The organism is Blautia sp. MSK.18.38 (genome assembly GCF_024460535.1).
Taxonomy (GTDB): Bacteria; Bacillota; Clostridia; order Lachnospirales; family Lachnospiraceae; genus Blautia_A; species Blautia_A fusiformis.
The window spans coordinates 40,955-67,797 of sequence record NZ_JANFYP010000021.1 but is presented as its reverse complement, the minus strand read 5'-3'; the positions used below and the strand labels follow the sequence as shown (position 1 = coordinate 67,797).

At 49.4% G+C, this 26,843-nt stretch carries 27 protein-coding genes and 1 pseudogene; all 28 read right to left on the bottom strand.

The annotated features are described in order from the left end of the window. Positions 1 to 101, bottom strand: a pseudogene (locus tag NE638_RS13210) (metal-dependent transcriptional regulator); the annotation flags it as partial. An 18-nt stretch (positions 102 to 119) separates the two neighbouring features. Beyond that, positions 120 to 1,868: an ABC transporter ATP-binding protein gene (locus tag NE638_RS13205; RefSeq protein ID WP_173746364.1), complete on the bottom strand. Its 1,749-nt coding sequence runs from the start codon at positions 1,866 to 1,868 to the stop codon at positions 120 to 122. Continuing rightward, a complete protein-coding gene (locus tag NE638_RS13200; RefSeq protein ID WP_173746362.1) occupies positions 1,869 to 3,653 on the bottom strand; it encodes an ABC transporter ATP-binding protein in 1,785 nt (594 codons plus the stop codon). A gap of 15 nt (positions 3,654 to 3,668) precedes the next feature. Next, positions 3,669 to 5,135, bottom strand: coding sequence for an ABC transporter ATP-binding protein (locus tag NE638_RS13195; protein WP_227094464.1), 1,467 nt, complete (start codon positions 5,133 to 5,135; stop codon positions 3,669 to 3,671). Between the two features lie 2 nt (positions 5,136 to 5,137). Then, positions 5,138 to 5,911 carry an energy-coupling factor transporter transmembrane component T family protein gene (locus tag NE638_RS13190; RefSeq protein ID WP_055056952.1) on the bottom strand — a complete coding sequence of 258 codons (774 nt, stop codon included), beginning with the start codon at positions 5,909 to 5,911 and terminating at the stop codon, positions 5,138 to 5,140. A 114-nt stretch (positions 5,912 to 6,025) separates the two neighbouring features. Next, positions 6,026 to 6,628: an MptD family putative ECF transporter S component gene (locus tag NE638_RS13185; RefSeq protein ID WP_173746360.1), complete on the bottom strand. Its 603-nt coding sequence runs from the start codon at positions 6,626 to 6,628 to the stop codon at positions 6,026 to 6,028. 146 nt (positions 6,629 to 6,774) lie between these two features. Continuing rightward, complete coding sequence (locus NE638_RS13180) at positions 6,775 to 7,740, bottom strand: helix-turn-helix domain-containing protein (RefSeq protein WP_055056950.1); 966 nt, start codon at positions 7,738 to 7,740, stop codon at positions 6,775 to 6,777. Between the two features lie 114 nt (positions 7,741 to 7,854). Continuing rightward, on the bottom strand, positions 7,855 to 9,831 hold the full coding sequence (locus NE638_RS13175; protein ID WP_055056949.1) for a lysozyme family protein: 1,977 nt from the start codon (positions 9,829 to 9,831) through the stop codon (positions 7,855 to 7,857). A 31-nt stretch (positions 9,832 to 9,862) separates the two neighbouring features. Then, entirely contained in the window at positions 9,863 to 12,193 is a 2,331-nt protein-coding gene (locus tag NE638_RS13170) for a VirB4-like conjugal transfer ATPase, CD1110 family (RefSeq protein WP_330603455.1), read from the bottom strand. Beyond that, the gene (locus NE638_RS13165) at positions 12,186 to 12,638 is read right to left on the bottom strand and encodes a PrgI family protein (protein WP_173746356.1); all 453 of its coding nucleotides are present in this window, start codon (positions 12,636 to 12,638) and stop codon (positions 12,186 to 12,188) included. Before NE638_RS13165 ends, NE638_RS13170 begins: the two co-directional genes overlap by 8 nt. Before the next feature lie 8 nt (positions 12,639 to 12,646). Further along, on the bottom strand, positions 12,647 to 13,078 hold the full coding sequence (locus NE638_RS13160; RefSeq protein ID WP_055056946.1) for a DUF4313 domain-containing protein: 432 nt from the start codon (positions 13,076 to 13,078) through the stop codon (positions 12,647 to 12,649). Positions 13,079 to 13,089: 11 nt separating this feature from the next. After that, positions 13,090 to 13,929 carry a hypothetical protein gene (locus NE638_RS13155; protein WP_055056945.1) on the bottom strand — a complete coding sequence of 280 codons (840 nt, stop codon included), beginning with the start codon at positions 13,927 to 13,929 and terminating at the stop codon, positions 13,090 to 13,092. Between the two features lie 74 nt (positions 13,930 to 14,003). Continuing rightward, complete coding sequence (locus NE638_RS13150; RefSeq protein ID WP_006428302.1) at positions 14,004 to 14,378, bottom strand: hypothetical protein; 375 nt, start codon at positions 14,376 to 14,378, stop codon at positions 14,004 to 14,006. Next, positions 14,378 to 16,111, bottom strand: coding sequence for a VirD4-like conjugal transfer protein, CD1115 family (locus NE638_RS13145; protein WP_158440038.1), 1,734 nt, complete (start codon positions 16,109 to 16,111; stop codon positions 14,378 to 14,380). Before NE638_RS13145 ends, NE638_RS13150 begins: the two co-directional genes overlap by 1 nt. 23 nt (positions 16,112 to 16,134) lie before the next feature. Next, on the bottom strand, positions 16,135 to 16,386 hold the full coding sequence (locus NE638_RS13140) for a DUF4314 domain-containing protein (RefSeq protein ID WP_015513377.1): 252 nt from the start codon (positions 16,384 to 16,386) through the stop codon (positions 16,135 to 16,137). Between the two features lie 30 nt (positions 16,387 to 16,416). Further along, on the bottom strand, positions 16,417 to 16,731 hold the full coding sequence (locus tag NE638_RS13135) for a hypothetical protein (protein WP_015513376.1): 315 nt from the start codon (positions 16,729 to 16,731) through the stop codon (positions 16,417 to 16,419). A 96-nt stretch (positions 16,732 to 16,827) separates the two neighbouring features. Further along, on the bottom strand, positions 16,828 to 17,766 hold the full coding sequence (locus tag NE638_RS13130; protein ID WP_008400043.1) for an ArdC-like ssDNA-binding domain-containing protein: 939 nt from the start codon (positions 17,764 to 17,766) through the stop codon (positions 16,828 to 16,830). Positions 17,767 to 17,769: 3 nt separating this feature from the next. Continuing rightward, positions 17,770 to 18,606: a PcfB family protein gene (locus tag NE638_RS13125; protein ID WP_008400044.1), complete on the bottom strand. Its 837-nt coding sequence runs from the start codon at positions 18,604 to 18,606 to the stop codon at positions 17,770 to 17,772. Between the two features lie 5 nt (positions 18,607 to 18,611). Further along, positions 18,612 to 19,901 carry a relaxase/mobilization nuclease domain-containing protein gene (locus NE638_RS13120; RefSeq protein WP_173746354.1) on the bottom strand — a complete coding sequence of 430 codons (1,290 nt, stop codon included), beginning with the start codon at positions 19,899 to 19,901 and terminating at the stop codon, positions 18,612 to 18,614. A gap of 3 nt (positions 19,902 to 19,904) precedes the next feature. Continuing rightward, complete coding sequence (locus tag NE638_RS13115) at positions 19,905 to 20,213, bottom strand: plasmid mobilization protein (RefSeq protein ID WP_173746352.1); 309 nt, start codon at positions 20,211 to 20,213, stop codon at positions 19,905 to 19,907. A 126-nt stretch (positions 20,214 to 20,339) separates the two neighbouring features. Beyond that, entirely contained in the window at positions 20,340 to 20,717 is a 378-nt protein-coding gene (locus tag NE638_RS13110; protein WP_173746350.1) for a DUF3789 domain-containing protein, read from the bottom strand. A 142-nt stretch (positions 20,718 to 20,859) separates the two neighbouring features. Then, on the bottom strand, positions 20,860 to 21,327 hold the full coding sequence (locus NE638_RS13105) for a DUF7768 domain-containing protein (RefSeq protein WP_330603452.1): 468 nt from the start codon (positions 21,325 to 21,327) through the stop codon (positions 20,860 to 20,862). Positions 21,328 to 21,331: 4 nt separating this feature from the next. Continuing rightward, a complete protein-coding gene (locus NE638_RS13100) occupies positions 21,332 to 22,144 on the bottom strand; it encodes a DNA-methyltransferase (protein WP_244094847.1) in 813 nt (270 codons plus the stop codon). 66 nt (positions 22,145 to 22,210) lie between these two features. Next, positions 22,211 to 22,984 carry a hypothetical protein gene (locus NE638_RS13095; RefSeq protein ID WP_173746346.1) on the bottom strand — a complete coding sequence of 258 codons (774 nt, stop codon included), beginning with the start codon at positions 22,982 to 22,984 and terminating at the stop codon, positions 22,211 to 22,213. A 5-nt stretch (positions 22,985 to 22,989) separates the two neighbouring features. Beyond that, positions 22,990 to 23,955 (bottom strand): DUF3991 domain-containing protein, encoded by a 966-nt coding sequence (locus NE638_RS13090; protein ID WP_173746368.1) that lies wholly within the window; start codon positions 23,953 to 23,955, stop codon positions 22,990 to 22,992. After that, on the bottom strand, positions 23,955 to 25,115 hold the full coding sequence (gene metK, locus NE638_RS13085; RefSeq protein ID WP_173746344.1) for a methionine adenosyltransferase: 1,161 nt from the start codon (positions 25,113 to 25,115) through the stop codon (positions 23,955 to 23,957). Before metK ends, NE638_RS13090 begins: the two co-directional genes overlap by 1 nt. A 436-nt stretch (positions 25,116 to 25,551) precedes the next feature. Beyond that, positions 25,552 to 26,349 carry a class B sortase gene (locus NE638_RS13080; protein WP_173746342.1) on the bottom strand — a complete coding sequence of 266 codons (798 nt, stop codon included), beginning with the start codon at positions 26,347 to 26,349 and terminating at the stop codon, positions 25,552 to 25,554. Beyond that, a complete protein-coding gene (locus NE638_RS13075; protein ID WP_256137214.1) occupies positions 26,346 to 26,843 on the bottom strand; it encodes a gamma-glutamylcyclotransferase family protein in 498 nt (165 codons plus the stop codon). The genes NE638_RS13080 and NE638_RS13075 overlap by 4 nt, the downstream gene beginning before the upstream one ends.

Genomic DNA, 26,843 nt, shown 5'->3' with positions numbered 1-26,843 from the left:
TCCATGTACCGGGCAACATCCACGGAACGCACCATACCGAGCTTCTTTTGAAGTATAAGCACGGCCTCCAAATAATCCTCTCCGGCAGTATGAAGTTTCATAGGCAGCTCCTTTCGTCATTAAGCAAGACTCCAGCCAGCCGCACTCTTTCGGATATTGACAAAATCCTGATAGATACCAGGCTGTTTCAAAAGTTCCTCATGGGTTCCTTGCTGTGCAATCTGGCCGTTGTCTATAACTAAAATCTGATCGGCGTTCTGGATGGTATTTAGGCGGTGAGCGATTACAAGCAGGGTCTTTCCCTTCACCAATTCGGAAATAGCCTCCTGAATATAGCTTTCATTGTCCGTATCTACACTTGCGGTAGCTTCATCCAAAATGACAATAGGCGCGTCTTTCAGAATACAGCGGGCAATCGAAATACGCTGTTTTTCGCCGCCGGAAAGTGTTGCACCGCCCTCACCAACCACCGTCTGGAATCCGTCGGGCAAAGCCATAATGAAATCATAGCAGCGGGCTTTTCTGGCCGCCTCATAAACTTCTTCTTCCGTGGCATCCGGCTTTCCCATGATGATATTGTTGTAAATGGTGTCCTGAAACAGATACACGCGCTGGAATACCATGCTGATCTGATCCATCAATTCCGACAGAGGTACATTGCGAATATCCACGCCCCTTATCGTCACATTGCCGGATTTTACATCCCAAAGTCGCGCCAGCAAGTTTGCAATGGTGGACTTACCGCTACCGGACGGTCCAACCAGCGCTGTCATAGAATTTTTCTTCATGGCAAAACTGATATGATGCAGAACCTCTTTATCCTGATAAGCAAATGTAACATCGTTGAACAGGACTTCCGGCTGTCCCGGCTGTGCCTGAGCCGGAATATGCTGCTTGCCGTTGTCGGAAAGTTCCGGTTCATCCAATACCGCTTCAATACGATTAAGGGCAGCGTTCATAACGGTTAGTCTGGATGCTTCTCCATAGAGAGCCTTCAACGGGTCAAAAAGATCAAATACAAATAGCAGAACACCCAACACATAAGCCAAAGAAAGCGCACCGCTCTGTTCCAACACAATAGACAGGCCGAAAATTGCCGCAATACCAATACCGTAAAGGATATTCAGCCCCATTGTCCATGGGGTCATTTTTCGTTCAAAGTCAAGCGATGTATTTCTGGAACGCTTGAAATTGCCGGACAGTTCTTCGGATTTTTCTCCAAGCAGGTTATAGCTCTTAATAACACCAATGCCCTCCACAAAAGACAGCACCGCATCGGTCAGCCGTTCACTCTGCTCCTGACGGCCTGCTGCTTCTCGTAGGGAAACTTTGTTCATTCCCTTAGATACCAGCCATGCCAAAATAGTAACTATCGCAGCGATCAAGCCAAGCTGCCAATTCAGATAAAACATGAACGCCAGCAAAACCAGCGAGGACAGCAGATAGCTCATCATGTTTCCCAGCGTACTCATAGCGACTTCTTCAATGAACACCATGTCGGTACTGAGGACAGAACTGATCTTGCCAATATTGCCGGAAGTGAAATATCCCATCGGAAGTTTCCGAAGATGGCCGCCCAATTCGATACGCTTGTCAGCGAACATCAAATATCCCGCTGCACTTTGCAGGCTGTCGCTAAGATAATGGACGAGCATCTGAACCAGCACAATAGCGGCAAGGCCAAGTCCCACATAAAGGCAAGTCTGCCCGGTAATGGTCTTGTTTGCAAATCCACTCAAAACCACAAAGGCCAGAAAAATCGGCATTTTGGACAGAATGGATTCCAGAAACGCACAAACAAATGCGCCCTGAATACGGCTCTTATAACGGCCGGAAAGTTTCAATATTCTTGAAAACAAAGCAAACATTTATTTTCCCTCCTTTGCAGTGTGTACTTTCCACTCGGCGCTGTCTTGTGCCGCTTTCCACAACTTTTGATATTCAGGGCAGGACTGGATCAGCTCTTGATGTCTGCCCGTTGCAACCAGTTTTCCGTGATCCATAACACAAATTTGGTCTGCGTTCATAATGGCTGGTAATTTGTGTGCAATAACCACAAGGGTCTTACCTTTTACAAGCTCTGCAATAGCGGCCTCCATCTTTTCTTCGTTTTCAGGATCGGCATAGGCAGTTGCCTCGTCAAGCACCACAATAGGAGCATCCTTTAAGATTGCCCTTGCCAGAGAAATACGCTGGCGCTGACCGCCGGAGAGCATTTTTCCTGCATCACCAGCCATCGAATGAATACCCTGCGGAAGTGTCTCAAGGAACTCCATACACTGAGCTTTCTTTGCGGCCTCCACCACTTCTTCATCCGTTGCGTTCAGCCGACCAAGCCGAATGTTTTCGAGCAGAGAGGTATTGAACAGGTATTGATCCTGTGCCACATAGGAGATACGGCTGTTGAGTGCTTCAAGACTCATATCGCATAGTTTCTGCCCACCGATGGAAATACTGCCTTTCTGTGGGTCATAATAGTGAATCAGCAGTTTCGCTAATGTACTCTTGCCGGAGCCAGATTCACCAACAAGGGCTGTTTTCTGTCCAGCTTTTGCCGTAAAGGAAATGTCATGGAGAACTTCATCCTCAATTACAACAGGCTTTCCATCCGGGCCGGGCTGTGTGGTCTGATAAGCGAAAGAAACATGGTCATAAGTAATGGTGTCATCTTTCCCGTGGAACGCATCTTCTGTCTGCTGGAGCTCCGGCGCATCCAACACCTGCTCCAATGCAGAAATTTTATAGTTAAGCTGGGGCATGGTAGGCAGGAAACCGAGAGATTTCAGCAGCGGCATACCAATACTTAAAGAAAGACACAGTACCAAGATCAAATTAGGCAGAGTAGACCAGCCAGAGAGAACGAACCATGCACCAACAGGCAAAGTCAGAATAATGGTGCATGGAAGCAGACTGCTGTAAATTGCCATCCACGGCCACGCCGCCTTGTACCACGCCAGAGTATAGTCCCGATAATCTGATACATCTTTGCGGAACCGCTCGTAGGAATCTGCGTCCTTATTGAATACCTTGACAACTTCCATACCGTTAATGTACTCAATAATGGTATTGTTCATCTTTTGTCCGGCCATGTAGTAAGGCCCCATTTTCTTCATGCCAACGGAATACATCGTCATCATGGCAATCAGACTGATCGGAATGGATGCCAGCGACAGAAGCGCCAGTTTCCAATCCACAAAGAACATTGCCACATAAACCGCAATAGGGATCATCAGGTTTGCAATTCCCTCCGGCATGGAGTGAGCCAGCAAAACTTCCAGACTGTCTACATCATCCACGAACAGCTTTTTGACTGTGCCGGTGCCTTTATCCTGAATGACACCGAGGGGCAGCTTTTCAAACCGTTTTTGAAGTGCCGTCCGCAGACGGAGCAGCGTGTCGTAAGCGGCTTTGTGAGAAAGATTCAGCCCCCAGCCATAGAAAAGGGCTTGCAGCACCAGACACACCAAGACAAGAACCACGCGCAAAATGATAAAGGATGCTTCAATAGATTCACCCATGACCAGCGGCGCGATCACCTGATAAGCCAGCACAAAGGGCAAGACACCCATCAGGACGCTGACCAGCACGATGGCCGTTGCTGCATAAAGCCCCTTCTTATGAGGCCCTGCATACTCAAATACTTTTTGAAACATAATTCCAACCTCCTATCAGGTAAAATATTTTTCGGACAGCGTTTTCAAAATTTCTGGTGAAAGCCTTTGATTTTGAATAGCCCCGTCATCATCCAACTGAACCACCTCCGTACAGGTACGGACAATAAACTCAAAATCGTGGGACACCACAAACACGATCACGCCAGAGCTTGAAAGCTGTTCGATCAGTTTGCTGACACGCACCATAGAATCATAGTCCAAACCACTGGTAGGCTCGTCAAAGTAGATTACCGGGCTGCCCTTTACGATTGCCGCACCGATAGTAACCCGTTGCTTTTGACCACCTGAAAGGGATGCCGGATGCCGTTCACGGTAATCTGATAGTTCCAGTGCTTTCAGCGTTTCATCCACTTTTTCTTTGCAATCATCCTTCATACCAAGGGATAGTTCTTCCTCCACACTGCTGGCAAAAAGCTGATAATCCGTATCTTGCATGACAAGATAGGAAAGTGACCGCCGCTGGCGTGGTGTAAGTTTTTTTCCGTCAAAGCAGACCTCGCCGCGCTGCTGCTTTAGCAGACCCGTTAAAATAGATAAGAGGGTTGTTTTTCCAGCTCCGTTATGGCCCAGAATACCGATCACATCTCCTGCATGAGCTTCAAAGCTGACATTTTGAAAAATATCCGGCCCCTTCTTGTAGGCAAAGCCTAAATTGTGAACATTCAGCCGATGTGTCTCATCCTTTGTGTGCGGCTTTTCCTGATAATGTTCTGCATCGCGTTCCGGGTATGCTGTCCGCAGGCCATAAGAAATTCGTGTTTCTTCAGGCAGAGAGCAAAACTGTTCCCTTGTAAACTCATGCTCAATTTTTCCATTCTGAATCAGAAAGGCTCGGTCAATCAGATCGCGCAAATAATAAAAACGATGCTCTACCACAAAAATGGTGTATCCAGCGTGTTTCAGTTTTCCCATAATTTCTGCCAGCCGTTTGGTAGCGGCATAGTCCAGATTGGCCGATGGTTCATCAAAAATATATACTTTTGGCCCCAGCGCATAGACAGAACCGATTGCGATCTGTTGTTTTTCCCCGCTGGATAAAGCAAAGATACTTCTGTTTAAGTAATCTACCAATTCCAACTCTTTCGCTGCTTTTGCAATACGGTCAATCGTTTCCTCGCGGGACAGTCCGAGGTTTTCGCAGCCGAAAGCCAATTCTCGCGTGGTATCCGTCATAAAGAACTGAGAACGTGGATCTTGGAATACCGTTCCAACCTGTCCTGCCAATTCAGACGGCTTCATTTCCAGCAGCGAATGGCCATCCATAAGTAGATCGCCTTGGATTTCTCCGGGATAAAAGTGCGGAATCAGACCATTAAGCGAGCGGATCAGGGTTGTTTTGCCGCAGCCGCTTCGCCCAGTCAAAAGAATAAATTCTCCTGTCTGTACGGTCATATCAATGCCACGGAGGGTAAAGTCTTTGCTTTCTTCATAACGAAAGCTAAAATTCTGAAATGAGATCATCGTCACACCCTCCATAAAATGATTTCCCCGATTTTAGTCTGGTCAATAAGCAGCAACCCGACCAAAAAGAGGATACCCAACAGCGATACCACAATTTCCCGCCACGAAAAACGGATTGGCCGCAACGCATATCGTTTGCATTCCAACTCCAGACCGCGTGTTGTGCCGGATGCAGCCAGTTCATCAGTAACTTTCAAGCACCGCATTAGCAGAGGTATCAAAATGTATTCTATGGTTGCTAACGGATGGGATACTCGTTTCCATACGGTATCGCTGATACCGCGAATATCCATCGTGCTTCGGATTTGTCGATATTCAATCCGTAAAGTAGGGATATAGCGGAACATAACAACAAGGGGGATTGTGACTGCCTGGGGCAGCCGCATCCGTTGAAGTGCCACCATTAAATCATCCATGTATGTAGTTCGCAATATCCAAAGTCCCATCATCATGATAGGAATCAATTTTAAGACCGTCACGCCGAACACGCTCATAATCACACTTAAAACCGGAACTTGGACATAACGGAGCAGGGCATTGAGATAAGCAACAATAATATAGATCACTATCATTTTGACAGCCCATTTTCCACCGTTACCCAAGGCAATAAACAGCCCATAAACCAGCATGAGCGCGAGACTGACAACTTCTCCGGCCAGAAAATAACTGACAAAACCAATGCAGACCAAAAGAAGTATCTTGCAGCGTGGGTCGAGGAGCGCAGAGCCATGTAGAGGCTGACGCTCAATTATTTGTTTAATTTGTGCTTCTTCCATTGAAATTATCTCCCTATAAAAATCAAAGCGCAGGACCGTTCTCAGCCCCACGCTCTGAAGTCAGGCAGCCCGCTTGCCTGTATTGCCGGATAAAGTTTCAGGGGGCTGATCCTGTTATTTTACTGAAACAAGTCCAGCTTTGATAAAGTGTTTTTTCAATGCTTTCTGACCGATAAGGCCGCCAATCAGACCGCCTACCAATCCGCCAGCAACAATGACTACCAGCATGGGAACGGAAGTAATGTTCAACATTCCCTGAATGTACTCCGGGGCAATATTATTTTTCTCCATTGCTCCGACAAATGCGCTTTGAAGAAATTTGATAGGGCAGATAGCACTAAAAGCAAAAATAGCACTGAACAGTGCATAAGCTGCCATCATGGACTTCATTGTAATTTCATTCCGGCTCATAACCAGAAAATCGCAAATGATACCACCAATTACCAGTCCGATAGGAATGAACCAGAAAGCGCCCACCAGCAGAAACAGGATAGCCTGAATTGCGGCGCAAATAGTAAACACGCCTTTCTTCGGTACCTTAGCCAGTAGAAGCATCATAACGATACCATTCGGGATTGCAACAACGGATGGGTAAAATACATTTGTTACCGGGCCAGCCACGCTCATAATGGTGCTGATAATCATGCAAATAATCCACATAAGGGCCGTTAAAACACCGATGAGAATAAAATCTTTCGCATTTAACTTTTGTTTCATAATACTTATTCCTCCTCCCTTTATTTGGAAAATAAAAAATGCGATGTGGTTAATCTTCTCTAACCACATCGCAAATTGTACCAATTTTCGTCGTTACATCCAACCCAAACTCAATTTCATTCTACCCAAAATCGGTATTTTTAGGTTTAGCCAATCGTATTTTCATCTTTATAATTCTTGGGTATTACCCCATATTTCTTTTTGAACGCAGCCGCAAAGTTGCTTGGTTTTGAATATCCAACCAGCATCGCGATCTGACTTACGTTCAAGTCACTTTCCAAAAGAAGCCCCGCAGCCTTTTCCAGTCTTTGATCTATAATATATGCGTGAACCGATGTTCCAAATAAAGAATTAAATCCTTTCGTCAGTTTAGAAACACTGATATTTACCTTTTTCGCCAATTCCTCACAGCTTGGTGCAAAAGCAAGCTGACTGTCAATAATCCTTTTTGCTTCGGTAATCGAATCCCTGTCACTTTTGGAAATGCTAATATGGTTCGATGAAAGAATACTGAGTTCCAATACTTCACTTAAATATACAGACAGCAATTCAAAAACTTTACTTTCCAAGAATAGATACCCTAAACCACCTCGGTATTGCGTAAAATCTTTTACCTCCGCAAAAATGTGCTCCATATACGGGGTAACGCTCACTTTTGAAATCCCTGTCAGTAATTTCTTTTCATAAGCGTTTATTTCACTATCTTCAAAGTAGTCATTCAAAATTTTGTGAAAATATGGCATGGGAATTTTTATATTCTTAAAAAGGAAATCTTTCTTCCCAGAATAACACAAATATTCCATTTTACCATGTCCCCGATAAATGCAGGATTCGCCTTTCTGGATGCTGACACTTTGACGTGCATCTGCAATATTCCACGATACGCCATCATTGAAGCAGAATAAAAGTTGAATATAATCTTCGCAGCTTACACCCTGCACATTCATATCTGAAAAATAGTTCATTTTCCAGTCTGATACAACAGCTCCTTGCTTTGTAACAACTTGCGAAATCTGACCTGTTCCCATATCAGCCGGAATATCTATTGTCACTGTCTGCGGAGAGTTGGAGAGCAGATCGTGATACAGCTTCGTCATATATTGGTTTGTCATTGTGCGCCCTCCTTTTCTAGTTAGTTAAAGCTAATCACATAATACTTTATATTTGTTTTTTAGTCAAGGTAATCTAAACTATTGACTACTCTCTAAGAGTCAACATATTAATTTTCAAAGTATGCCATATCCCATGATTGTTCCGTTATTGATATCATAACTTCTCTGGTTCACGGCATCGCTGGAGTTTCCCTCTACGGTGTATACGGTACTGCCCTCGGTTTTCTCCACGATTCCTACATGGTCTGAGGTTCCGTCTCCGTTCCAGTCAAAAAAGATTAGGGTTCCGGGTGCTGGCGAGTATCCCCGACTCTTCCATTTCCCCTTGCTCTGGAACCATGCGATTCCGTCATCACACAGGGAGAACTTCGGCATCTTACCGCTCTCGATCAGTCCTGCCTGATCCCCACACCAGCTGGCAAAGCAGGCACACCATGCCACATGGCTGTCAAATCCATACCACGACCAGAACTTCTGGCCTCCCTGGTTTCCAAGCTGGGTAAGTGCTACCGATACGATCTGGCCGTTGCCTCCAAACAGGCCGGCAAACAATCCGCCGCTGGAATAATACCGCAGGACGTGAGGGACGTATTCTGGATCTCCATAGGCACTCCAGCCATGCGAAGCCGCCTGCTCATTGGAAAACTGCAGGGCGTTTTCTGCACTGTAGCCGCCATATTTCCGAATTGCCCACGTTATGTATCCGTTGCCGTAGTTATATCCTTGCAGGGACAGCTTCAGCTTGTCCATATCCTGGGGGCTGGTGCATCCGGCTTCTCTTAGGCAGTCCGCATAATATTGGATTCCCACCTGTATGGAGTAGTCTGCATCCTGGATGGCATTGGGGCTGTTGGAGTACCGGGTGTTGTATGGGCACTCACTGCTCTGCATGGGATCTGTCCCCCGGCCGCCGGATTCCTGCATCATAATCGCCTGTATCACCGAGACGTATTCGGGGATTCCATACTGATTGGCGTATTTCTGGATGGTTGATGTGTAGGAAAGGACTTCCTGGCTGAGTGATTCATTACTCTCTGAGCTTCCAGAGAATGCCGCACCTCCTATGATTCCGACTATGATAACCAATAGAAGAACGATCACTGCTCCGGCAGCTCCCAGTGCAGCCATCATGGACTGTACGGTTTTCGCTGCCGCTTCCACAGCGGCCCTAGCTGCCTTGAAGGTATTCTCCCCTGCCCTTGCCGTTTTCTGTATCCGGCGGATTCCATCAGAAGTCTGCAAGGCTGCTTTCTTCGCCGCCTGTTTCGCTGCCCTTCGTTCCATCTGCTTCTGCATCCGGGCTGTCAGGGCATTAGAACTGGCTACACGGAGCTTCTGCTCTGGCTGGATGCTGATCTTCGCAGATGGAGGGGCGGTCTTAATAGTACGCCGCTGTATGGTCTTCGGCTCCAACTGTTTCCGTGGCTTTTCCTTGATCCGGATGGTTTCCGGCTGTTTCTGGCGAATGGCATTCTGCCTTGCGATATCTCCGGCCTTGCTTTTCTGGTTTTGTCTTTTGATGGAAAGCGATCCACCTTCCAGCATTTCCTGCCCATTCTGGATTCTTGCTGTCTCCCTGGCTGCCCGGATCTTCTGTTCTTTCGTTTTGACGGCATCTGAAACCGCCTTTTGCCGCTTGGCTTTCTGAATCTGGACTTCCTGGTTTTCCCGTTCCTTGACCTTCACACGGGATGCCCCCTGTTCCCGGTTCTTTTGCTTCGGTGCTTCCCGACTGACCGGATCGGGAGCCTGTGTGTCCCCTGTTCCTCTGACAACTTCTTTCTCCGCTTCTTTTCTGCCAGCGGCTCTCAGTTTGATCTTCTCGTAGGAAGTCTGTGCAGCTGTCTTTCCGGCTCTGGTTACAGTTCTGCCAGTCTTTCTGGCAACCCATTCCTCTGCGGATGCGACTTTTCCACTGGCATACTCGGATGGGGACTGTTCCCCCATGTCATTATCCCTGGCATTTGCGATGGTCTGGGACTTTTCCCTGCTCTCCAGTATGGCCGTCCGCATCAGCTCCTTCGGGATTCTGGAGGCAGGATTTTTAGTCTTTGGTTTTGTTGTGACTTCTTTGGTTTTAATATCCTTCATCTCTCACCTCCAGTCCCGGTCTGTACTGCTCTTACGCTTCGCCCGGCTTGGTCGTCATCAGACGGTACAGCTTTGTATTTCTTGGGAACGAATTTTCAAACGGTACCAGATTCCCGGAGCAGCGGATCAGGCCGTGGCCGGCACCCACATTGGTGATGTAGGATAACTGGTTGTCCGAGATATTCAGAAGTGCTGCAAGCTCGTCCCGGTCGGTGGTTGCCTGATTCAAAAGGATCAGGAACTCACTGTTTGCCAGCATCAGGCGGGCGGTATCGGATTTCAGAAGTTCCTCCACGTTCTGTGTAAGCCCGGTCACAAATCCCGAATACTTACGGATACGCTTGTACAGGCGGTAGAAAAAGTCTGCACTGTATTCATAGCGGAACAGCAGATAAAACTCATCCGCAAAGATCCATGTCGTTTTTCCTTTCTTCCAGTTCTGAATCACACGGTTAAAAATGGAATCCAGTGTGACCAGCATTCCAAGGGGCATGAGCTGTTCGCCCAGCTCCCGGATGTCATAGTCGATGATACGGCTCTTCGTATTAACATTGGTTTCCTGGGCAAAGGTGTTCAGACTTCCATTGATAAACAGTTCCGAAGACAATGCCAGCCCTCTGGCTTCTTCCTCCGGCTGGAGCATGAGCTGTCGGTACAGATCCTTTAAGGTCGGCACCTGCCCTTTGTAACCGCCCCTCATATAATCCCGGTACACATCTGCGGTGCAACGGTCGAGAATGGATTTCTCCTTTGCCGAAAGGTTCCCGGCTCCTACGAGCTGCTCAAACAGGGACAGGATAAATTCGGACTTTTCAATCAGAGGGTTGCGGTCATTGCCATAGGCGGAATCCATGTCCAGTGCATTCAGATGGGTATCGGAGGTTGCCGAGATCCGGATGACCTCTCCGTTTAAGGCTTCCACCAGAGAAGCAAACTCGGACTCCGGATCAAGGATAAGGATGTCATCTTCTGTGGATAGGGCAAGGTCTACGATCTCTTCTTTTGCCGAAAAGCTCTTTCCTGAACCACTGACTCCCAGTCGGAACGAGTTTCCATTTAACAGCTTTCTTCGGTCTGCCACCAGCATATTTTTGCTGACTGCATTCTGCCCATAATAAATGCCGCCCGACTGCATGATCTCCTGTGTATGGAACGGAATCAAGACGGCAGTGGACTCTGTGGTAAGGGTACGCACCGCATCAATCTTCCGCAGACCATACGGCAGGACGGTATTCAGTCCATCGACCTGTTGCCATTTCAGGGTTGCCATCTGGCAGAGGTGTTTTCTTGCAATGGAATACAGGGTTTCCGTATCAGAATCCAGTTGTTTCTCGCTTTCTGCCATATGTACCATTGTCAGGATACCGAACATCATCCTCTGGTCCCTGGTAGTCAAGTCGTCCAGCATCTCCTTGGTTTCTTTTCTCTGAAGCTCCATATCATAGGGAACCACGGCGGAAAAATTATTGTTTGCATTCTGGCGTCTCTGCCAGTTCGTTACGTTGGTCTCTACGCCCAGCAGTCGGTTCTGGATCTCACGCACTGCTTCATCTGTTGGTACCGGGATGATGTCAATAGACAGCATCAGATTCCTGCCAAGGCTGCACAGTTCGGAGATCATCTCGTCTTTCACATAGCTGGCGTAATCTTCCATAAAAAGGACTCTGCCGTACTGCTCGCCCAGCTTGAAATGGTCGTTGTGGAACTCCATCGTGTCCGGGCAGATCCAGTCCTTGAAGCTGTGTCCCTTTTTCGCAAAGGCTTTCATGTCAAACGGAAAGCTCTGCGGAACGTCTGCCTTGAAAAAGTCCCGGAAGATCTGGAGCCTCTGTTCTGCATCCAGCTCTTCCCCGATGGAGGACAGCTTGGCCAGATGGGTGATGATATCCGTTCCCACACGGGCGAAGTATGTCCTGGCTTCATCGATGTTCTTCTTGTGGACGCTGACGGTCAGATAGCGTTCCTGGTAAATGCTGTTGTTAGTACCGGAAATCTTGGAAAGGAGCATATCGTTATACTCTTTCCGGTACTCGTCCAGTCCATCTCCTTTCATTGGAATCAGCAGGGACTGCTCAAACTCTTCCTTGTTGATCTTACGGTTGTTCAGGGTAATCTTCGCCGTACAGCCGGAATCCAGTGCATTTAAAAGTTCGGAGTAGTCCAGGAACATCTCTGTCTTATCCGCTTTGCTGGCAATGGAATAGTTGATATCCGTAAACCGGAATGTCCGGGAATACTTGCTCTCCACCTGAAAAATACCGTCCGGCCAGATCTTGCGGATCGGGATCGCCTGCTGGACAGACCTCGGTACTTTGAATTTTTCTTTGTCCTGTTTCAGTGTCTGACTCAGGGTTTTAATCAAAGGCATCACCCCTTCCTCCTGGCTTCTTTGGCTTCTTTGGCTTCTTTGGTTTCTTCTGTTTCGTCCGTTTCTTCTCCAGAAGCTCCGCTCCGTTTCCCATCATCTTTTCACCCAGCCGCAGGCTCTCTTCCATGCAGGAAAAGTACAGGTTCTCTGATTTGAATACCAGCCGTTTCGGGTACAGCAGTTCGGATTTGATGACTGCCCATGCGAACTGTTCTGCCGTCATGCCGTGGTAACGGAAAAAGCCGCAGGCTGCAAAGGGAGCCGCCCCAAGCACGCACAGCCATCCGGTTACCTGTTCCCCGGCATACTTCCGGGTGAGGAAATAAATACCAAGGGCTGCCAGAATCGCCAGTACCGAAAATAGGCACTGCCGGAAACTTAAGCCCCAGAACATTGACTCCTGATAGTCTCGGATTTCTTTATTCATTTTCACTTCCATGTTGTTTTCTACCTTTCTCTCTGTGATTTGTTCTTTGGTTTCTGTTTTGGTGCATCCGCAATCTGGATGCCGTGGCTTTCCATAAATTCTCTGGTTCCCTGCGGATCATATTCTGCCAGTTTTTTCAGGTCAAAGGCGACCTTCTGAAAAGTGCAGTAACCGGAAGCTACGGTCTCCGGCAATACCCTGCCCAGCTTGTATTTCCGAATAAAACGCAGATGCTCTTTGCTGAAATTGTGGTCGATATAGGCTTCGTTCACACCGTTCAGCGGAGCATGGTGCAGGTTCACCGTAAGGTCGGAAAAAAGTTCCGGGTAGCCATACTCTGTCTGGTAGATCCCGACATACAGACGGTTCCTGTCCAGGTAACCGCTGACCCGTAAGAATACTTCCTCCGGCTGCGCTCCACTGTCATAGACTAATTTCTTTGGTTCTTCCATTTTCTTGCCTCCTATAATCCCATAATTTCTTTTACGATCCGGTCGGATGCCTTGACTGCCCCGACAAGTACAAGCAGGTTAAAGACCAGTTCCCCGACATAATTCCAGACAATGGTCACGGCGGACAGGCTGGTGTCCCCGATGGCCGGCGGACTTGCCGCAAATACCGAAAAGATGATGCAGGCCAGTGCGATGATGGCTCCTTCCAAACATACTCCGGCATAGGAACGGATAAAGTTCTTTCCTACAGACTGGGTTGGCTCCCCGGCAAAGGTTGCCAGCGGAATCGGTGCGATGGCCGTGTACATGTACAGCTTGAACATTCTTCCATATACGGTCAGGATCATTACAAAGGAAAGCACGGTAATTAGCAGACTGCCTAACAGGGTTACGATCCACAAAGGGATGGATTCCAGCATCCCGACCGCTTCGATCTTGTCCACGATCTCCGAGGGCAGTTCCGTTACGTTTCCCCCTGCCATCCCGGAGTGGGACATGATGTTTGTCACGATGCCCTGCACAATGGAAAAGATCGCAGTCAGAAGCTCCATGCCGGACATAACGGCTCCCTGTGCCAGTGCAAAACGGATAAAGGCTTTCACTACGTGTTCCGGCTTTTTCATATCCGTGAAGCTCCCACAGGTTTTTACCAGCCCTGCCGCAAAGAACAGAACCAGCAGGCCGTACCCGATGGCTTTCAGTCCACCGTTGATGTTCGTCATCACGCTCCAGATTGCCCCGCCCTTGAAATTCTCCGGGCTTTGCGTCAGCAGTGTCCAGATTTCAGCCAGCTTGTCGCTCCAGGTCTGCAAGGCAGAATTTAGATTCTGTACGATCCAGTTATCACTCAAACAGTTTCACCTCCCATCCTCAAAAGTGAGCAGGGAGCCGGCATTTCGCATGGCTCCCCTTCTGGACTCTTCTCCTATCCCATGATCAGGTCCAGGATCTCTTTTGCAAAGGTAATGATGATACCGCCTGCCAGTGTCAGAAATCCGTTTGCCCTCTGGCTTGGATCGTGGCTCTTTAAGGACAGACCGACCTGCACGATACCAAATCCCAGCAGGATCAGGCCAATGGCGCGGATCAGGGAAAAGATAAACGTGGACAGGTTATTGACTACGGTCAGCGGATCGCCTGCGGCATAAACGCAGGTCGCCCCAATGCAGATCGACAGTACCGTAACTGCATACAGAGCAAACAGTTTCTTCTGCCCTCTCTTCATCTTCAGCGGTGCGGTCTCTTTCCTGATTTCTGTGTGTTTCTTATTTTTCAGTAAATTCATTGGCATTCCTCCCATCAAAAAAGCTCCCCGATGATGTCCTCATCCAGAAGCAGTTCGTAATCGTCATATCTTGTTTCGTCAAATGTAAAATCGTCATGCGCCAGCGGTGCTTTCGCATAATTGAACGGGCCGGCACCTCCGTCCTCGGTATACCGGATGTTGGGATGCTTCATCAGGTCATACTTGGCATCCAGTATGGGCCGCTCCCCGCGGATAAACAGAAGTGCATTCTGGTTATCCAGCATACGGACTTCATCCGGCTGTAACAGCTCCCTTCCGCTCTGCTGGAAGTTGGTGGAGTAGCTGCCGGATTTTCCTTTGGTCTGCCCGTAGGTGTTGGTGTCTATGGTTTCTTTCCCCAGTAATTCTGATACATATTTGTGTGTCTCTTTTTCATTGCCGCCCAGGTACAAAAACTCATCGCAGTTGCCCACCAGACTTTCCCAGGAGTCCTTGAACAGAGCCTTTAGCTGGCTCATGTTCTGGATGATGATGCTGCAGTAAATGGAACGGGAACGGCAGGTTGCCAGGATCTTCTCAAACTCATTTGGCAGGGATACGTTTGGAAACTCATCCATGATGCAGTTGACCGGAACCGGGAGGGCACCGCCATGCACACGGTCTGCCATGTAATAAAGCGTCTGGAAAAGCTGGCTGTAGATCATGCCTACCAGATAATTCAAAGAGGTGTCTGCATCCGGGATACAGCAGAAAAGCGCAACTTTTCTTTCTCCCATGCTGGAAAGATCCAGTTCATCAGTATTGGTCAGCTTGGCGATCTGCGGCAGATTGAAGGCTGCCAGCCGGACACCTACACTGATCAGGATGGACTTGGCGGTCTTTCCTGCTGCCTGCTTGTAAATGTGATACTGCTTGACGGCAATGCTGTCCGGGTCCCGCATCTCCAGACGGTCAAACAAAATGTCCAGAGGGGACTCGTAGTCCTCGTCCTCTTCTTTTACCTGTGCCGAGCCTAACATCTCCATGATCATGGCGAAGTTCTGTTCTTCCGGCGGAGCTTCGTGGAGCAGATACAGCATCAGTGCCTGAAGCAGTGCGGTTTCGCTCTTCTCCCAGAAGGGATCAGAGGACTGGGAACCTTTGGGTGTGGTGTTTTGTATCAGATTGGAAATAAGACGGAGCACGTCTTTGTCATCGTGGACATACTCGAATGGATTGTAGCAAAAAGATGTGTCGGGATTGATGAGGTCAAAGACACGCACCTCATATCCTTGCTTTTCCAGCAGACCGCCTGTCTTTCGGAGCAGCTCGGCTTTCGGATCGGTGATGACCATCGAACAGCAGCACTGCATGATGTTTGGCAGGGCAAAGCCTCTGGATTTTCCTGCACCGGAGCCTCCCACTACGAGAATGTTGAGACATCTGCGGTGCTTGTGGGTGTCAAGGCTAATGCGGAAGTTTTGTGTCAGCAGGATGTTCTGGGAGTACGGCTTCTGGCTATATTTCTTACAGATCTGCCGGGCATCGCCCCATCTGGCAGAGCCATGTTCTTCCCCTCTGCGGTAGTTCTTCTGACTGGAATAAAAAATGCCGATCCCAGCTGCGTAAAGTAACGTGCAGACCAGCATCGACTTGATGGTATATTCCGTATAATGAAACTGGAAGGGATGGTTCAGCTTTTCTGTGAGAACCTCCATCAGCTCGAAAAGATTCCTGCCCGGCTGGATGGCATCCGCAAGCAGGATTGCTACCCACCAGATGACAGGCAGTCCGGCAAGCCAAATCATCCAGTCTGACTTCCGGCTGTTTGTTACCGGGATGGCTGCTGTTTGGGCCTCTCTGCTCTTGGCAGGTCCGTAATGTGGAAGCTGTCCACTCCCGGAACGAGGGCAAGGCTGCTTCCATTCTCCCAGTTTACGTGGATCTGCCCTGCATCGTCTACCATATCCACCTTACCTTTTAAGCCGGGTGGCATGTGGCTCTCCCCCTCCATGCTGTTAAGCGTGACCTCGGTTCCCGGCGGATATCTTCTCCGCATGGCTTCTATTCTTTCTTGTGTCATATTTCTGTATATTTGTACCACATCCTTTCTTCATCTTCCCCTTCCACGGTATGGGCGGTATCTGGATTTCATGATCTTTAACAGGACGCTGTCGATCCCATCGGAATAGCGTCCGTTTTTCAGGTATGTGTCCCGGAGCTGGTTTAAGGCTTCCACGGATTTGCTGTGTTCGGCTTCTGTCAGGTAGAGCTTTCCCTCTTCCTGCTCTGCCAGCTTCAGAACCAGATCCCGTGTGGTATCCACCGGAAGCCCCTGTTCTTTTTCCTGCCGGAACACTTCCCGGAGTGCATGGATCAGCATGTGGTTCATGATCCGGTCCATCTTTACATATCGCATTCTTGTCATAGGCGAGCCTCCTTATTTCCTCTTTTTTCTCAACCACAACATACCACACTTCCTCCCGGAAAGCTACTGCAAAAGAGCCGGAAAAGCCCCTTTTTATCAGCGTTCCGGAGACTTTTTACTCTTGGCAGGTTTCTCCGTTTTTTCCTCCGGGATGGCAAATTCATCGGTCATAAATTCCTGCTCGCTTTTGCCAAGGTTGCGGTCTACCTGCTTGCCAATGGAATAGGCTGCACTCTTTACATCCTGGATAAAGGAGCGGAGTTCTTTCGGATCTTTCTGTCCGAATGCCTGCATCTGGCATACCTTGTCAAAGGAAAAACCGGAGACATCCACGCCGTATTTCTGTGCTGTCACATACGCCGCACAATAGGCCTGTGCCGATACCCCTGCCCGGCTGTAGCTTCCATCGTGATGGTCAAGGGATGCACAGGCCAACTCCCGGCTGATGGAATGGAACGTTGCATTTTCGCTCATGCCATTTCGGACATAGATCGTCCGCTTGTTCGGGATGTACTGTGCCTGTACCTTATCCGGCAGATTGTCTGCGATCTGAATCCGTACCTCGCTGTCGGTCAGCAGTGCTTCCATCAGCTGGTCCATCGGCTTTGGCTCTGCCTCTTCCGGCTGCTTGGTACGGATCTGGCTGATGTCATAGGCTTTCTGGATGGAGTACCCCTGCTGGATGACACCGTCCTTTTCATATTCCTGTCCGACAATGAAGTTGTATCCCTTGCTTCCGGTCTTGACTACCTTGCCTTCTTCCTTCCATTTTTCAAAGGTCTTGACCTGCCGGATCTCCGGATTCTGTGCATAAAGCAGGAACAGGTTGTCTGTCCTCTGCGGCTTGCACTGTCCCATAAAATCAAGGAATCCTTTTAAGGAGTCCCCATTCTGGAAGACCTCCTGTGCCTTTCCATCGATCATACCCCAGATTTCTTCCCTCTCCTGCTTTTTCTGTGCGGCATATTCTTCTTTCGATAACCGCTGGGCGGACTGCTCCTGCGAGTCCTGCCCTAAAAATTTTGTCAGGTCCATCTCCTACCTCGCTTTCACCTTTCGTTTCTTTCTTGCTTTCTTCTGCGTTTTCCTTGGTCCACGGTTCTTTTCCCGGCTCCGCTTCTGGGATTCCTCTGCTTTCTCCCGTTTGATGTTCTCCAGCTCCCGGCGGACACTGGGACGCTCCTGTTCCCTCTGCCCTGCATCAGTCCCTTTTTCCTGCCCGGTAGAAATATTTCTGCTGTGCAAGGAAGAGCCGGACAGATTCTCTTCCCCCTCTTCCTGCACCGGGATAAAATTTTCCGGTTCGGAAAACTCCTTTTCGGGATGATTCTGGTTCTTTTCCTCTTCAGAAAAGTCCATGTCACCGACCTGGAATGCTTCGTCCAGATCGCTGATTTCAAACTGCACCTCGCCCTCCGGCATCTGCACAGTTTCCTGTACTGCTTCGGTTTCCGGTGCTTCCATTCCGGCGGTTACCTCATGGACAGCTTCCCCGACTTCGCTCCTTACAAAATCAAGGTTCATCTTATCCATGACACGGTTGACTTTGGCTGCATCATCGGCAAAGACCATGACCTCGCTCATCTCCGGGTTCTTTTTATCCCGGATGATCACATAGAGCAGTCCTCGTTTCCTGCCCTCACTGCAGAATTCACGCAGGCGGTCAGATGGCACAGTGAAGAACTTCAATGGCTTGTTCTCCTTTAACATCCGCACCATTCTGGTCTTGCCCCTCGTTTTCTTCTGGTCTTTTAATACGGCGGCAACAAATACCGCCAGATGCTTTGCCAGCGTACCCGAAAGCCTGAGCCCGTGGTCCACGCCGTCTAGGGAATACCGGACGATCTGGTCCGCCGCATCGCCTCCATAATTCATGTTGTTCACCTGCTTTCTGTTCTCGGTTTTCTGTTTTTCTCCGTCTGTTCTTCTTCCTGTCTCTGGATCTGCTCTGCCAGACGCATCTTTTCTTCCATCTCCTGGGACTGCTGTTCGATCCGGATACAAATGCGGATATCCTTTCGAAGCGGCTTCAGTTCTTCGGTGATCTGACCTATCCTGACACTGTCCGGTTCGCTCCGGTAGAGCCGCTTCCGCTCTTTCGTGAGTGCCTGTACCCTCTCTTCCAACGATGTGCGGTAGGCGAGTAGCTCTTCACGGCTAGTAATCTGATGCTTCTGTAGAAATTCCATCTGCTCGATCCTGGCATCCAGTTTTCGGATGTCTGCCCGGAGCACCGGGGAGATCCTTTTCGGCTTCTGCTTTAGTGCACCCATCTGGTACAGATAGGAATAGTACAGGGCCTGTATCCCTTTTAACTTCTTTTTCGGGAATCTGGAATCTCCTTCTTTTCCAGCAGGTATCCTGCTCTTGGGCTGCAAGATCCACTGCCGGATGCTCTCTTCCGAGTAATGCTTCCCAAGGCTCCGCAGACGGATATACCGTTCCATCCCCGGTGCTTTTAATGCAATGTACTTCCGGTTCAGCTTCCACTGGTATCCCCTCTGCTTCATCTGTTCCAGAAACTGTTTCCATGTGAAGCTCTCTGCCACAGCATCCCGGATGTCCAGACGGATCGAGGTTCTCCAGGTCGGCTTTCCGTCCTGTTCTGCCATCCACTGTGCATAGGATTTCCCTTTGCCGTTTTTCGGTTCGATGACAGATAAGCCGTATTTCAGGCATAAGGCATCCGAAGCTTTCCGCACATCCTCATAGTAACTCCTGCTGTTGCTGTGGTACTTTTTCCCATCTTCCATGCTCACGGAATTAAACACGATGTGGTTGTGGTAATGCTCCGTATTCAGATGGGTGGTGATGACTGCTTCGTATTTTCCCTGCAGGAGCCTTTTTGCCAGCTCCATGCCGATCTGGTGGGCCAGCTCCGGGGTGACTTCCCCCTTTGCAAAGCTCTGCACCAGATGGTATCCCTGTACTCCGTCCATCTTGTGGTATCGTTTCTTTGTAACTACCATATCTTGATAGGCAGTCTCACAGACACAGCCGATGGCATCCTCAAAAACGGAACGCTCCGTCTTATCCCGGTTCATGGCGTAATCGATGGCTTCTTCCAGAGAGCCGGCACTCTGCCCTTTCTTTGTGGTCTTATCTTTGTTTCGGATGTAAGTGATGGAATTGTCCAGACGGCTGACCGGGATGATACTGGTGTATGCCATCGGCTACCATTCCTCTTTGACCAGCCTCCATGTCTCTTTCGTCATGCGGAGCATTTCCCGGATGCTCTCTTCCCCGGCCATCCCACAGCCGTTGGCTACATGGGCAAGCTGGTTGGCGTTGTTGCACAGACCGGATATTTTCCGCAAAAGCTCCGTATGATGCTCACAGGGTCTTGCCCGGACTTCGCCGCCCATGACAATGAAACGGATGTATTCCTCACGGGACAGGCCGCTTTTTTCTACCTGTTCTTCCAGAAAACGCAGCTCTTTTGCATTGAGGCGGACTGGTATCATATGGTTTCTTTTTCTCATCTCTTCACCTGCTTTCCAACGGGTTATTGGTTGCGTCATTACATTTCACGATTTTTCAAGATCAGGAAACCTGCCAGGACGCCGATGGCTACCGCTGCAGCAATGATCTTTTTCTTCATATGGGCCTCACCCCCTTTCCGATACCTGGCACAGCTCCATCGGGGCGAACATGATCCCTCTCTTTTCCATCTCTTTTGCGAATTCCAGGAGGTTCCATTTTTTCCCATCGATTATAGCAGAATCGGCATCCAGATAGTGGCAGGTGGATACGTTCCGCTCTCCGTTTGGGGCATTCTGCACAAGGCTTTCCCCGTCTGCCAGACGGAACAGTTCCTCTCCCTGGCTGTTTACAAAACAGATGCACACACCGTGGTCGATAATCTCCTTTGGTTTCATCCGGCACCGTTCCAGTGCCTCATCCTCACGCTTTCCAGCTATGAAAAGACACATTGCAAAAACGCCCATTGCCCCTCCGGTCATTGTGCCAAGTATAAATCCTAACATTTTTTCGTTCTCCTTTCGTCTGTTTACGGCTCGGTATGGGGGATTGGGGTTCTCCCCAAAGTGCGTTTGGATATCCAAACGCTATGCTTGCAAAACCAGTCGCATCCGGTTCCGTCCCCTCTGAGCCTGTCGTTTTTCTGAATCATTCGTTTTCTTTGATTTTGCTTAACCCATCCAGTGTGGTGCAGATGATATGGAGTCTGTCAGCCATGCTGATCTCCGTGTTCATCGTCCCGGTGGTCTCTTTTCCGCAGACGACCACCATCCTGCACCGTCTTAAGATCTGATGGGACATTCTACGCATGGCCTGCATATCCTCTGCGTCCCCATCATCAAGGAATGGGGAAAAGCTGTACTGCGGGCAGATTGGCACATATCCCAGTTCATAGATCTTCCGGCAGTACCGCTGCACTTTGGTCTTTCCCTCTTCTGCAGAACAGCAGACATAAGCAAGTGCCTGTTCCAATACGACCATCTCCTTTCCTGACCGGACATGTTTCCTCTGTCCGGCATTTTTCCAAAAAGAAACACCCACAAAGCATTCCGGCTCTGTGGATGTCTTGTGGACATCTGGATTCTTTTCTTCTTTTTTCAGATGTCTGGCAGACATCCGGTTACTGTGGTTCTTCGTTTTCTGCTTCTTCCATTGCTTCCAGTGCGATGCGGACACGGTCGCTTCCCAGCTTATAATACGCATCCGTTACCTCAATACCGACTGCCTGATAGCCAGACTCTGCCGCCGCAAGGATGGTAGTACCAGCTCCGGCAAACGGATCCAAGATCAGGCCGCCCGGCTCACAGATCTGGATGACATCCTTCATCAGCTGGAGTGGCTTTTCTGTCACATGGATACGGTTTTGGAGATTCCCATAACGGAACACACCCGGAAGGCAGGACACCGGGCGGTTGATCGGCATCGGGCCGTTGCTTCCCCAGACAATATATTCTGCCTGCTGGCGGAACCTGCCTTTCTGCGGACGGGAGTTTCCTTTGTCCCAGACTGCGGTTCCTCGCCAGATCCAGCCTGCCCACTGAAGGGCATCGGTGATAGACGGGTACTGTCTCCAGTCAATAAAGAGGCAGATCGGAGCCCCTCTCTTACAGGCTTTCCGCACATCGTACAGCCATTCTGCCATCCAGTGGGTCCAGGAACGCTGGTCCTTATTATCCCCATCAAAATCCGGCAGGGCGTTTTCCGCTTTCATACTGCTGTACTTCTGGTTGGTGGTACGGTTGCGTTCATTCTGCTTGGTTCCACCGGACGCATAGGGCGGATCAGTCACAACTGCATCAAAGATCCCCGGCTGGAATCCTTTGACCAGCTTTAAGGTATCCCCATGCAGGATACGCCAGTTCTCCCCTCCGGCAGACTCATCCGGCAGGCAGTCCGGTTTTAAAAGATCTTCAAGTTTCAGGGTATTTCCCATAGGCATCATCCTTTCGGTCGCTTATTTTCCAAATTTCTCTGGAAGTGCTTTTCTTTATGGAACTGCTCATCGGCAGGTATCCTCTTTTTTCGGTGTTTCTTTTCTCGGCGTTCTGGACCGTTCACGATGGTCCGACAGTTCGGTTTCCACATATTCGCTGATGATCCCCAGTGCTTCATAGTAATTGCCGCTCTTATGGACACGGTCTGCCATCTCGTTGGCCTGTTCGGACATTCCGGCTCGTCTAAGCAGCCTTGATGCATCCCCAAGGATTGAGAAAATATTTCCGTCATGCCCTAAGAGCTTAAGCTCTGGACGGGACGGCTTTTGTTCCGGCTGCTTTTCCAGCACACCGTTTTCCGGTACTTTCATCTGAATCAGAAAATCCGAGCCTGCACCAACATAAAAATGCAGATATAATTCGCCGCCTTTTACTTTGATCTCCTTCTGCTCCATGCCCTCTCCCCAGCCATCGCTGTACTGGCCCCGCAGATACCTTTCCACCTCGGCATATTCTCTTGATGTCAACGGTTTGCGAAGCGTCAGGCTGGCACATCCGTATAAAACATCATCCTGTGCCTTTACCCCCATCGTAATGCGTTCTACTTTTTCCCGGACACTGTCGCTTCCGTAAAAATAATCCATTAGATTACAGGGAGTGTCATCCGGTGAACCAAGTCGGTTAACCTCGTCAATCTTTTCTGCGATGGCTTCCTGGTATGGCACCAGCTCGTTTCCTTCCAGTGGGTCTGCATCTTCCCAGTCAACACTGTCCGAGCGTTCCGGGATAAAACTTGCCATAACAGGGGACAATATTTCCACTTCTATTTTGTCTTTCATAGGTATCACCTCACTTCCTTGCTCTGCCGTTTCTCTGGTGTCCGGGCAGCCATCTTTGCCATATCTGCCCAGTCTGCTCCTTCGATTTCCGGCAGGTTTTCGATGATCTGATAGCTACCTTCATAGGCTTTTCGGATATGTTCACACGCCCAGCGTCCGGCAAAGTCATTGTCGGTACACACTTCAATCTCGGTGATCTCCGGGTGCTGGGACAAAAAATGTTCCAATGCCTGCGGCTTTTTCATGCTCCGCTGGCTCTGCCCTTCTTTTGGTGCGCTGATCCCGCCAAGCTCCAGACGGTACTTATCCCGGCTTCCCTGTTCCAGTGTCATGTGAGCCAGCACATCCACACAGGCTTCATAAACGGCAACCCGTCTGCAGCCCTCTTCTGCCGGAACACAAAAAGCGTATGCCTTTTCACTTCCGGTCTGTTCCATCTTAAAAGCCTTTCCACTGGCATCGTAAATCCCACGCAGGAAAGCATATCTTGCCACCTGATTTTCGTCCCGTCCTACGAACACAGCATTGTGGTAGGGCAGGCTTTCATATAAGATTCCCAGATGAACACACCGCTGTAAAATCTCGCCGCTGATCCCGCGCTCCTTCAAGTATCGAAACACCCTGCGGCAGTCCGGGCTGGCCGGTGGCAGGACAAACGGCTTCTTGGGCTTTGCCTCCACAGGCGGAGGAATGTAGGTTGGATACTCATCTTTCAGCATCTGTACCGCCTCCAGAAAGGAACACCCATCTACATGAACCAGGAAATTTAAGGCACTGGTTCCCCCGATATCTCTGGATTTCCAGTGCCACTGACTGGTAAGCTCGTTGATCTTGAAGCTGTCGTGGTCCGTCAGCTCCCATTCGTTCCTGGCAGAAGATTTTTTCAGGCGGTTCGGCTGATATTTCTTCAGGTACTCAATGGCGGTGATCTCCCTTGCCCGTTTGATCTCTTCTTCCGGAATCCACGGCATTACATCACAGTATCCCGGAGTTTTTCTACCTGATTCGTTTTCTCCCACGGGAATTCCTTTCTTCCAAAATGCCCGAACACGGCACTCTGTCGGTAGATCGGCCGCTTCAGGTGCAGGGTGTCACAGATCTGGCTTGGGGTAAGCCCGAACACCAGAGGGATCGCTGCGGCGAGGCAGTCATCCGCACAGATTTTCCCGGTTCCAAAGGTATCTACTTGTACCATAACTGGCTGGGCAACCCCGATGGCGTAGGCAAGAGACACCTGGCATCGGCTGGCAAGTCCAGCAGCCACCATGTTTTTGGCGATGTAACGTGCCATGTATGCCCCGGAACGATCAACTTTGGAACAGTCCTTCCCGGAAAATGCACCGCCGCCATGCGGAACCAAACCGCCGTAGGTATCCACCATCAGCTTCCTTCCGGTCAGGCCGGTGTCTGCATCCAGACCTCCGCACACAAATCTGCCGGATGGATTAATCAGGATCTTGGTATCCTCATCCGGCGGCAGCATCCGAAGAGCCGGGCGTAACACTTTCTCCTGGATCTCATGCTCCAGCTTCCGAAGGGATTTTTCCTTTTCATGCTGACAGGACACAACGACCGTATCCAGACGGACAGGTCTGTCATCCTCATATTCCACGGTCACCTGTGCTTTTCCGTCTGGCAGGATTCCCATGATATAACCGCTTCTGCGGCTTGCAGACAGTTCCCTCACGATGCGGTTTGCCAAAACTACTGGCATCGGCATGAACTGCGGCGTCTCATCGCAGGCGTATCCCACTATGATTCCCTGATTCCCAGTTCCATTGGCAAGTCCGCTCTGAACAGAAACAGTCCCTGCCCTGCGTTCTCTGGATCGTTCCACCGCCGCTGCAATATCAGGACTCTGCTTGTGGATGAGGGCATCCATGTGGATTCCGTCTGCGTCATAGCCTGCACTTTCCAGTACTTTTTTGACGATTTCAAACACCTGTGGCTCAAATCGGCTGGTGATCTCTCCTGCCACGATGATGTTCCCTTTGGTTGCCAGCACCTCGCAGGCCACCTTGGAATTTTCGTCCTCTTTCAGACACGCATCCAGAATGCTGTCTGCGATCAGGTCGCAGAGCTTATCCGGATGCCCTTCCGTTACGGATTCTGCTGTATAAAATCGTTTCATAATTATTACCATCCTTTCCAACGAGTCAAAGCTCGTATAAGTAAATAGATCCAGCAGAGAGCACTCCTTTTGGGAACACTTCCTGCCGGATCTGGGTTATGAGCTGTCTCACATTCCGCACTTTTCGGGTACTTTTAGACACTTTTTTCTACCTGAATACTACCAATACACACCATTACATAATCCCCCTGTTTTGAACATTTCCCAGCCCGTGCGGTCATCATTTGTCTCATTTTCTGCACTTTTCGGGGGCTTTCAGACACTTTTCGTCAGAGCATTCGCTGATATTCCGTAAAGTATTGGCCAAAGTTTCCACTTTTGAACACATTTCCCACCTGAATACACCTGGCATATACCCTTAATATACTCCCCTGTTTTGAACACATCCTTGCCCGTGCGGTCATCATTTGTCTCATTTTCTGCACTTTTTGGGTACTTACGAACACTTTTGGCTCCACACTGCCCCGGAAACCGGCACCGACAGGACGATGTTCCTGGCACCGCTCCATTCATACGAACATGTGACGAGCGTTAAAACCTGATCGTATATACCCTTCAGGTAATCATCCCCTGTTTCGAACACTTCTCTCTGCTTGGCTGCTTTTAAGTACGCCTGCACTGCCGCCGCATCTGGGAGTTTCTGCTGGAACGGGAACAGATCCCGGTCTGCTTTCAGCACCGTGACGATTCGGTATTCCTGAATGCCGTCCTCTGTCTGAAGATAAGCAAAACGATGGGTGTTATAATAATTTTCCCCTGCATATAAGTCCAGGTTTCCGAACATCGCCCCACTGTTCATGTTGTGGCCGTAAATGATGAGATTCCTGCTTTCAGACACTTTGCAGTCTACCTGTAAAAAAAGGCTTCCGTTGATGTCATATTCCTTTTTGTAATTCCGCTTCAGGTAAAACTCCCCGTTCTCCTGTTCGGATTGAAGCACCGGGTAATCGATTCCAGTGTCCGGTATGGTCAGCCATCCCTGCACATCCGGGTATTGTTCCCGAAGAGAAACAAGGTCTACCGCAGCCACCGGGCATTTTCTTCCAGCTGGTTGTTCTTTCTTCTCAGAGCCTGAGGCTCCCGGAGCTTCCGGCTCCGGGAAATTCCCTTTCAGCTCTGCCACCAGCTTTTTATTCTCCATCGGGAGATATACCATGTGGTAAATCAGGAATCCGGCACTAAAGAAAAGTGCTGCAAGGCATACCGTTTGAAAAAGTTTTTTCACGATTTTCATCGTTCCTGTCCGGCTTTCCTCTGTTGCTTTGGCTGGCTTTTCTGCGTCTGTCCCGGCACAGGTGGTTTTCTGGCTGCTTTCAGGATTGGTCCCGTTGGGATGTGGTTCTGCCTGCTGCCCTTTAAGATTCCGGTCAGGTAAGACTGTCCGGGCGGATTAAAGTTCTGCATGTAATCTTTTGTCATGATATAGACAATGGCTTTGATTTCTCTTCCACCTTTGTTCTTGACAATGATCTCCTGCTTGTCGTAAAAATCAGGATAGCCTTCATAAAGATCCAGGCTCTTTTCGCAGTCCCCGGTCAGTGACCAGAGGACGCCGTCCACATGGCTCCCCTCTTCCGGGAAGATGGTGGCAAGACCGCTTCCGGCACCTGCAAAGGTCAGCCGATACCCCTCCAGGCGGACGGTTTCTACCACCTCCGCCTTTGGGCACCGATATGCCATCTGGTCCAGATCCATGTTGCTTCCATACGCAAAATATAATTGTTTCAG